Annotated in this window: 9 protein-coding genes and 1 riboswitch; of the genes, 3 read left to right on the top strand and 6 right to left on the bottom strand. The window is 52.5% G+C overall.

The features are described from left to right. The 3 genes from groL to ACPLUI_RS08560 all read right to left on the bottom strand — a co-directional run. Nucleotides 1-1,250, bottom strand: a 1,250-nt coding sequence (gene groL / locus ACPLUI_RS08570) for a chaperonin GroEL (protein ID WP_424659848.1), incomplete at its 3' end; no start/stop codon positions are given. 51 nt (nt 1,251-1,301) lie between these two features. Beyond that, nucleotides 1,302-1,592: a co-chaperone GroES gene (gene groES / locus ACPLUI_RS08565; protein ID WP_424659847.1), complete on the bottom strand. Its 291-nt coding sequence runs from the start codon at nt 1,590-1,592 to the stop codon at nt 1,302-1,304. A 348-nt stretch (nt 1,593-1,940) separates the two neighbouring features. Then, complete coding sequence (locus ACPLUI_RS08560) at nt 1,941-2,432, bottom strand: MogA/MoaB family molybdenum cofactor biosynthesis protein (RefSeq protein WP_424659846.1); 492 nt, start codon at nt 2,430-2,432, stop codon at nt 1,941-1,943. A 125-nt stretch (nt 2,433-2,557) separates the two neighbouring features. Here ACPLUI_RS08560 and fdhD point away from each other — a divergent pair, with 125 nt between their 5' ends. Next, complete coding sequence (gene fdhD, locus ACPLUI_RS08555) at nt 2,558-3,349, top strand: formate dehydrogenase accessory sulfurtransferase FdhD (RefSeq protein WP_424659845.1); 792 nt, start codon at nt 2,558-2,560, stop codon at nt 3,347-3,349. Here the strand turns inward: fdhD and ACPLUI_RS08550 are convergent. The 3 genes from ACPLUI_RS08550 to ACPLUI_RS08540 form a co-directional block, all read right to left on the bottom strand. Then, nucleotides 3,346-3,540, bottom strand: coding sequence for a hypothetical protein (locus tag ACPLUI_RS08550; protein ID WP_424659844.1), 195 nt, complete (start codon nt 3,538-3,540; stop codon nt 3,346-3,348). The genes fdhD and ACPLUI_RS08550 overlap by 4 nt on opposite strands. A 91-nt stretch (nt 3,541-3,631) precedes the next feature. Beyond that, nucleotides 3,632-3,922 carry a 4Fe-4S binding protein gene (locus ACPLUI_RS08545; RefSeq protein WP_424659843.1) on the bottom strand — a complete coding sequence of 97 codons (291 nt, stop codon included), beginning with the start codon at nt 3,920-3,922 and terminating at the stop codon, nt 3,632-3,634. A gap of 92 nt (nt 3,923-4,014) precedes the next feature. Beyond that, a complete protein-coding gene (locus ACPLUI_RS08540; protein WP_424659842.1) occupies nt 4,015-5,643 on the bottom strand; it encodes a long-chain-fatty-acid--CoA ligase in 1,629 nt (542 codons plus the stop codon). Nucleotides 5,644-5,809: 166 nt separating this feature from the next. Next, nucleotides 5,810-5,928: riboswitch (molybdenum cofactor riboswitch) on the top strand. Between the two features lie 317 nt (nt 5,929-6,245). Between ACPLUI_RS08540 and ACPLUI_RS08535 the strand changes: the two genes are divergently transcribed. After that, the gene (locus ACPLUI_RS08535) at nt 6,246-7,139 is read left to right on the top strand and encodes a substrate-binding domain-containing protein (RefSeq protein ID WP_424659841.1); all 894 of its coding nucleotides are present in this window, start codon (nt 6,246-6,248) and stop codon (nt 7,137-7,139) included. A 111-nt stretch (nt 7,140-7,250) separates the two neighbouring features. Continuing rightward, the coding region (locus tag ACPLUI_RS08530) for an ATP-binding cassette domain-containing protein (RefSeq protein ID WP_424659840.1) at nt 7,251-7,523 on the top strand (273 nt) is incomplete at its 3' end.

Here is a 7,523-nt window from a genome sequence, read left to right as displayed (position 1 = left end):
GCCACACCGCCACCGGAAACGATACCTTCCTCCACCGCGGCCCGGGTGGCGTTCAGCGCATCCTCGATGCGCAGCTTCTTCTCCTTCATTTCAGTCTCAGTGGCTGCACCAACCTGGATGACAGCTACGCCGCCAGCCAGCTTGGCCAGACGTTCCTGGAGCTTCTCCCGGTCAAAGTCGGAAGTGGTCTCTTCGATTTGCTTCTTGATGGAGGCGATCCGGGCATTAATCTTATCCTGGGAACCGGCACCGCCTACAATAATGGTTTCTTCCTTCTTCACCCGTACCTTGGAGGCCCGTCCGAGCATATCGATGGTGGCTTTGTCCAGCTTCAAGCCCAGCTCTTCGCTGATTACAGTACCGCCGGTGAGAATAGCGATGTCCTCCAGCATGGCCTTACGCCGGTCACCAAAACCAGGAGCTTTGACGGCCACACAGGACAACGTACCACGCAGCTTGTTCAGTACCAGAGTGGCCAGGGCCTCGCCTTCCACATCCTCGGCAATGATCAACAGCGGCCTACCGGCCTGCACGATCCTCTCCAGGATGGGCAGCAGGTCGGCCACGGCACTGATCTTCCGGTCGGTAATAAGGATGTAAGGATCGTTAAGAATGGCCTCCATTTTTTCGGTATCGGTGATCATGTACGGGGATATGTAACCCCGGTCGAAGTTCATCCCTTCCACCACTTCCAGGGTGGTACCGATACCCTTGGATTCCTCGACGGTAATTACACCGTCCTTGCCCACCTTTTCCATGGCTTCAGAGATTAATTCGCCGATTGACGGATCGTTAGCGGAAATGGAAGCTACCTGAGCAATAGCAGCTTTACTTTCGACCGGCTTGGCTGCTGCCTTGATGGCCTCTACGGCTTTTTCCACCGCCTTTTCAATGCCCCGCTTGATAATCATCGGGTTGGCACCAGCAGCTACGTTCTTCAAACCTTCACGCACAATGGCCTGAGCCAGTACAGTCGCAGTGGTGGTACCATCGCCAGCCACGTCATTGGTCTTGGTGGCTACTTCTTTAACCAGCTGGGCACCCATATTCTCAAAGGGGTCGGTTAATTCAATTTCCCGGGCAATGGTCACACCATCGTTGGTAACCATAGGAGAACCAAACTTCTTCTCCAGCACCACGTTGCGGCCCTTTGGCCCCAGGGTAACACGCACCGCTTCAGCCAGAGCATTAACGCCTCTTTCCAGGGCCCGGCGTGCTTCTTCCCGGAAAATAATCTCTTTACCAGCCAATTTCCTCAACCTCCTTGAATATTTTGATGATCACGCGTTCCAGGACACCAGTTATTTTTCAATAACCCCAAGGATGTCGGCTTCACGCATGATCAGGAACTCTTCATCATCTATCTTGACCTCGTTACCGGCATACTTGGAGAACAAAACCCTGTCCCCCACTTTGAGATCAACAGGTACACGGGTCCCATTTTCGAGCAGGCGACCGGGACCTACCGCCACCACTTCCCCCTCCTGGGGTTTTTCCTTAGCGGTTTCAGGCAACACAATGCCTCCCTTGGTCTTCTCCTCGGTGGGCAGCGGCTTGACAACCACCCGTTCACCTAATGGTCTGATTTTCACCTAAAACCCCTCCTTTAAGAGATTTTTAGTCTTATATTGTTAGCACTCATTAAACCCGAGTGCTAATACCCAAGTACTATAATATAAAGGGGGAAGAGCAAAAAGCAACTTTCCTCCACGGACTTATTCCCCCTTTTTGACCGTCTAATGGAAATTACCTGATATTATCTCGCATTATCTCCCTCCGTTAAGTTGTTACCATGATTTTTCTGTCCAAAATTTTCTTCGTTTCCTAGCAACATTTTCCCCATAAACATAATGATTTATACATGCAAAACAAAAGCACCCGCCAGGGCGCCAGGAACTGCCACATTTTACAAGCCAGACCTGTAATGCGGGGAAAACCCCTCAATCCGCACCGCATTCCCCGGCCCGGCCGGTGAGGATTTCCAATCCGTGAGGAAGTACCGGTAAAATCACTTCCAGGCACTCCCTGACCGCCCGCGCACTCCCCGGCAGGTTAATGATCAGAGTTTTATGGCGAATCCCGGCCACAGCCCGGCTGAGCATGGCCCGGGGCGTTTTCTTGAGGCTCTCATAGCGCATAGCCTCGGGAATACCCGGCACTTCTCGCTCAATGACCGCACGGGTTGCCTCGGGGGTATTATCCCGCGGGCTGAAACCCGTGCCCCCGGTGGTTAAAATCAAGTCCAGCTTCTCCTGGTCGGCCATTTTGATGAGCATTTCCTTCAGAACATCCGGGTCATCGGGCACAATATGGTAAGATACCACTTCTCCCCTGATACCGGCCACCATATCCCGGATCACCTGCGCACTTTTATCCTCCCGTTCACCCCGGGACCCCTTATCACTGGCCGTGAGAATGCCTACCCGCCACATGGCCAACACCTCCACCATAGATATAGCTTATAAAGGACAGGATACAAAAAAGTTTTAGATCCGGATTCACCGGTTGAAGCCGGAAAACAGAAAAGGTACAATGAGAATAAGAGGAGGTCGAACCCATGGCCGTACCCAGGACTGCCACCGTGACCATAACAAAAGTAACCGGCGACTTTATCACAAACGTTGAAGATGAAGTGGCAAGGGAAGTCCCGGTTACTTTATTTATAAACGACGAGGAACTGGTCACCCTGGTCTGTTCCCCCCACCACCTCAAAGAACTGGCGGTGGGTTTCCTTTGTTCCGAAGGTATTCTCCAGAAACGCACGGACTTAAAGGATGTTTTTATCAAGCCCGAAGAAGGGCTGATCTGGGTGGAAACTTACGGGCCGGTCCCCAGCCGCAGAAATTTTTTGAAGCGCTACATAACAACCTGCTGTGGACGGGGTCGCTCCTCATTTTATTTTATCAACGATGCCCGGGGTATCTCACCCATGACCTCTCGCCTGACCATCAGTGCCGGCACAATCCTTGAGTTCAGCCGGGAGATGGAACTGGAGGCTTCCCTGTTTCAAGCAACCGGCGGCACCCATAGCGCAGCCCTGTATTCCGGGAGCCAGCGCCTGCTTCTCTACGAAGACATCGGCCGCCACAACGCCGTGGATAAAATCTTTGGCCGGGCTTTTCTGGATGAAATGGAGTTAAAGGATAAACTTCTGGTCTTCAGCGGCCGTATCTCTTCTGAAATCCTGATCAAGGTGGCTCGTATGGGTATCCCCATCCTTGTTGCCCGGGGTGCCCCCACGGATCTGGCCCTGGAAATGGCGAGAGAAGTGGGCATTACCGTGGTGGGATTTGCCCGGGGGGAAAGATTGAATATTTATACCCACGGAGAGCGTATTATATTCCCTTAAAAACAACCCAGCTCGCAGGCCTTGATCTTGATACCCAGGGCGTCACAGGCCGCACCCACCACCCGTACCGGTACGTTCAGTTCCCCGGCCAGCCTTCGAGCCGCAGTACAGGTCAGCCGGCCGTCGATTGCAGCCTTCTTCACGGCTTCCAATACCCGGGAGTCCAGAGAAATATTTTCTTTATCTTTCACTCTTACCTTTTACCTCCTTCACCTTCCGGTTCACAAGACTACCGCACGCTAAAAACCAGGCCCAACAAAGGCCTGGTTTTAGTATTTGTTTTCAGGCAGGAATAATTGCTCCCTGCTTGCACCTTGCCAGACACTCACCACAGCGCACACACAAAGCCTGGTCAATGGAGTGTGGTTCTTTTTTGTTCCCCGAAATGGCACCTGTTTCACAGGCCTTGGTGCACATCTGGCAACCTTTGCATTTTGCCGGGTCAACTTTCAGGGCGGGAATCTCGACCCCTGCTGCTGCAGCGACATCTTTGACTTTAGCCCCTGGCGGTATCACAAGCTGAACGCCGTTTAAAGAGATAACCACATCCTTTTGTTTTTTGGCTTCGGTCATGCTCTCCATCTCCCATGCACCAGATTATATATTAAAAATCAATTTCTACAAAGGACAGCAGATCCCTCCCGCCGCCGTAAATCTTATGACCACTATTTCTTCTGCCTGGCAAGTTCCTCTTCACGCAGGTAACGCCGCAGGACCTTGCCCACAATGGTCTTGGGCAGGCTGTCCCTGAATTCTACCTGCCTCGGCACCTTGTAGGCCGCCAGCTTACTGCGGCAGTACTGGATTAGCTCCTCTTCCGTAGCTGTTTCTCCCTGTTTTAAAACCACAAATGCCTTCACTGTTTCCCCCCGGTATGGATCGGGTACCCCGGCGACCACTGCCTCCAGCACCTTGGGGTGTTCAAATAAAACCTCTTCAACCTCCCGCGGGTAGATATTAAATCCTCCTGCAATAATCATGTCCTTTTTGCGGTCCACAATGTAAAAATAACCCTCCTCATCCATCCTGGCTATATCCCCGGTATAGAACCAGCCGTCCCGCAGCACACTCGCGGTTTCCTCGGGCATATTCCAGTAACCCTTCATGACCTGAGGTCCCTTCACACAAAGCTCACCGGCTTCTCCGGGAGGCAACTCCCGCTCACCCGTTTCCATATCCACGATCTTACAGAGGGTATCTGGAAGGGGCAGGCCGATGCTACCCACCTTGCGTTTCCCCCGCAGGGGGTTACAATGGGTCACCGGAGAGGTCTCTGAAAGCCCGTAGCCCTCCACCAGATAACCACCGGTCAATTCTTCAAATTTTTCTGCCACCTCAACGGGCAAAGGTGCCGAACCACTGATGCAATAATTAATGGAACGAACGTCATAGTTTTGAACCCCGGGGTGATTGTTAAAAGCTACATACATGGTGGGAACGCCGGGGAAAAGGGTAGGCCTGTAAGCCTTTATGCACTCAAGAACCTGATTTATCTCAAAACGGGGCAGGATAATCTGGGTAGCGGCAGTAACCACCGCGAAATTCATGGCCACGGTCATGCCATAGACGTGGAAAAAGGGAAGCACCGAGAGCATCCGCTCCCGCCCGTACTGGCAACCGGCAAACCAGGCCACAACCTGCAGAGCGTTAGCCACCACATTGCGGTGAGTAAGCATGGCTCCTTTGGGTATGCCGGTGGTACCACCGGTATACTGCAGTACCGCCAGGTCCTCCACCGGATTGATTTCAACCACCGGTGGGGCGGGCGGAGCAGAGGCAAGCAATTTTTCAGCCTGCAGGACATCCGGGTCAGCCGCACACTGGGGCTGGCCCAGGCTAAATAAAATTACGTGTTTTAAGGGGACCACTCCCCGGAGAGACTTGATGCGGGGATAGACCGCGTCATGGACAATAATAACTTCGGCTCCCGAATCCATCAGGAGATGTTCCAGTTCCCGCTCGGTGTACATGGGGTTTACCTGTACTACCACCGCCCCTATCTTCTGAATGGCCATATAGCCGACCACATACTGGGGGCAGTTGGGCGCCATTAAGGCTACACGGTCACCCTTTTTGACACCCAGAGCCGCCAGGGCAGCAGCAAACCGGTCGACCATACCCGCCAGGGTACGGTAGTTTATCTCGACACCGGCGAAGATGATGGCAGTCCGGTCGGGCCAGTCGGCAGCCGAGCGTGCCAGGAAACCGGGCATGGTCATGTCCGGATACTCGAGGGTCGGGGGCACGCTCTCCTCATAGAAGCGCAGCCAGGGTAATTCAGCTTGCTGGGCCATCAGGAATCCTCCTCCCTATTTTTAATAAATGATTATTCATTCAACAGAAAACCTCTAAAAACCTTCTGACCTTTTGCACTTTTCATAAATATTTTTACATAAACGCCCGCAGGATTTTGCTCCCGCGTCTCGAATAAGTCTAAATTGTGATGCCGGATAACAGTACAATATAACCGTTCTCCGAGCCCGATCACCTGTGGCCAGAGCTATGGTTTTCGGGCCGGCAGGGTATGCCGGGAAACTGGCGTGCCTCCCAGTGCGGAAAGGGGAACACCGCCAAACTTCTAAATGGTGAGGCCTGTGTTCTGTTTCCCGCAGAACACAGTTTTTTTCTGCGGACGCATGACAGCTTGCGCCCGGAAATGGCTGTGCTTCCACCTTTTTGCCAGAGCACAGCTTTTTGTTTGGGAACAAACCCGGGATTCCTGCCGGCCGCGAATTCCAATTGTGTTATAGCCTGTAAGTCAAGAGGTGAGTTAGACGAGCTTTTGAAACTTTTTACCGGTGGGATCAGATGAATGAGCGAGAAACAAGGTACCTGAGTAAGCGTATGAAATGAACACCTGCCTTGAAACAACCATAATCTGAAGAGGTGCATGGCAATGTTCAAGCGAATTATTACCCCCGTATTAACCCTTCTCCTTGTGCTCATGCTTATTGCAGGCTGCTCTTCCAGGACCGCACAGAAAGAGGCAAAGCAAGGTCAGCCTGCCGGGGAGAAACCACAAAAACAGGACGTAATTCTGGCCACCACCACCAGCACCCAGGACAGCGGCCTCCTGGATGTACTTATTCCCGAGTTTGAAAAGAAAACCGGTTATAAAGTGAAAACCATTGCCGTAGGCACGGGACAGGCCCTGGAAATGGGCAAAAAAGGTGAAGCGGACGTTCTGCTGGTACACGCCCCCAAATCGGAAAAGGAACTGGTAAACAGCGGCGTCGGTATCAACTACCGGCTGGTAATGCACAACGACTTTGTGGTGGTCGGCCCGGAAAATGACCCGGCCGGAGTCAAATCGGCCAGGAGCACTGTGGAAGCCTTTAAGAAGATAGCCCAGACCCATAGTACATTCGTTTCCCGCGGGGATGAATCCGGCACCCACAAGAAAGAAAAAGAAATCTGGAAAGAAGCCGGCATCACCCCCAGCGGGAAATGGTACCAGGAAGCAGGCACGGGCATGGGTAACACTCTAAACATTGCTTCGGAAAAGGGAGGCTATACCCTCAGTGACCGGGCCACCTACCTGGCCAACCAGAAACATCTGAAGCTGAAAATTTTATACGAGGGAGATAAAACCTTGCTGAACATCTATCACGTCATGCAGGTCAACCCGCAAAAATTCAGTAAGGTCAATGCGGAAGGGGCCAGAGCTTTTGTTGACTTCATGGTTTCACCTGAAACCCAGCAGCTCATCGGTAAGTTCGGGGTGGACAAGTACGGCCAGCCGCTATTCTTCCCCGATGCCGGCAAAAAAGAGGAAGACCTGGGCAAGTAGCTTAGAACTAAACCGCCCGCCCTGCCTTAAACCTTTCAGCCCAAATGCAGGGCGGGCTCCTTAATTAACTATTGGAACTCTGAATAAGGTCTTAGAAATGGGGATCATCCAGTGAACAACACCATCCTGGAAGTACACAATCTGCAGTTCAAACGGGGGAGCCGGGAAATCTTAAATATCGATCATTTTGCCCTCCATGAAAGGGAAACCATAGCCCTGATCGGGCCGAATGGAGCCGGCAAAAGCACTCTGTTGCAGGTAATGGCACTTTTATTAAAACCAACCCGCGGAACCATAGAATTCCGGGGCATGCCATCAACCCCACGAAACGCCCTGGCCATTCGCCGGCGCATGGCTGTGGTGTTCCAGGAGCCGCTCCTTTTA

Origin of the sequence: Desulfofundulus sp., from assembly GCF_049701015.1 — a bacterium.
Classification (GTDB): domain Bacteria; phylum Bacillota; class Desulfotomaculia; order Desulfotomaculales; family Desulfovirgulaceae; genus Desulfofundulus.
The sequence above is the reverse complement of the archived record's forward strand: the minus strand, read 5'-3'. Positions and strand labels throughout refer to the sequence as shown.

Bases quoted from the DNA above. Each gene is read 5' to 3' on its own strand.
- ACPLUI_RS08560 (WP_424659846.1), bottom strand. From the start codon at position 2,432: ATGTGGCGGGTAGGCATTCTCACGGCCAGTGATAAGGGGTCCCGGGGT.
- fdhD (WP_424659845.1), top strand. From the start codon at position 2,558: ATGGCCGTACCCAGGACTGCCACCGTGACCATAACAAAAGTAACCGGC.
- ACPLUI_RS08545 (WP_424659843.1), bottom strand. From the start codon at position 3,922: ATGACCGAAGCCAAAAAACAAAAGGATGTGGTTATCTCTTTAAACGGC.
- ACPLUI_RS08540 (WP_424659842.1), bottom strand. From the start codon at position 5,643: ATGGCCCAGCAAGCTGAATTACCCTGGCTGCGCTTCTATGAGGAGAGC.
- ACPLUI_RS08535 (WP_424659841.1), top strand. From the start codon at position 6,246: ATGTTCAAGCGAATTATTACCCCCGTATTAACCCTTCTCCTTGTGCTC.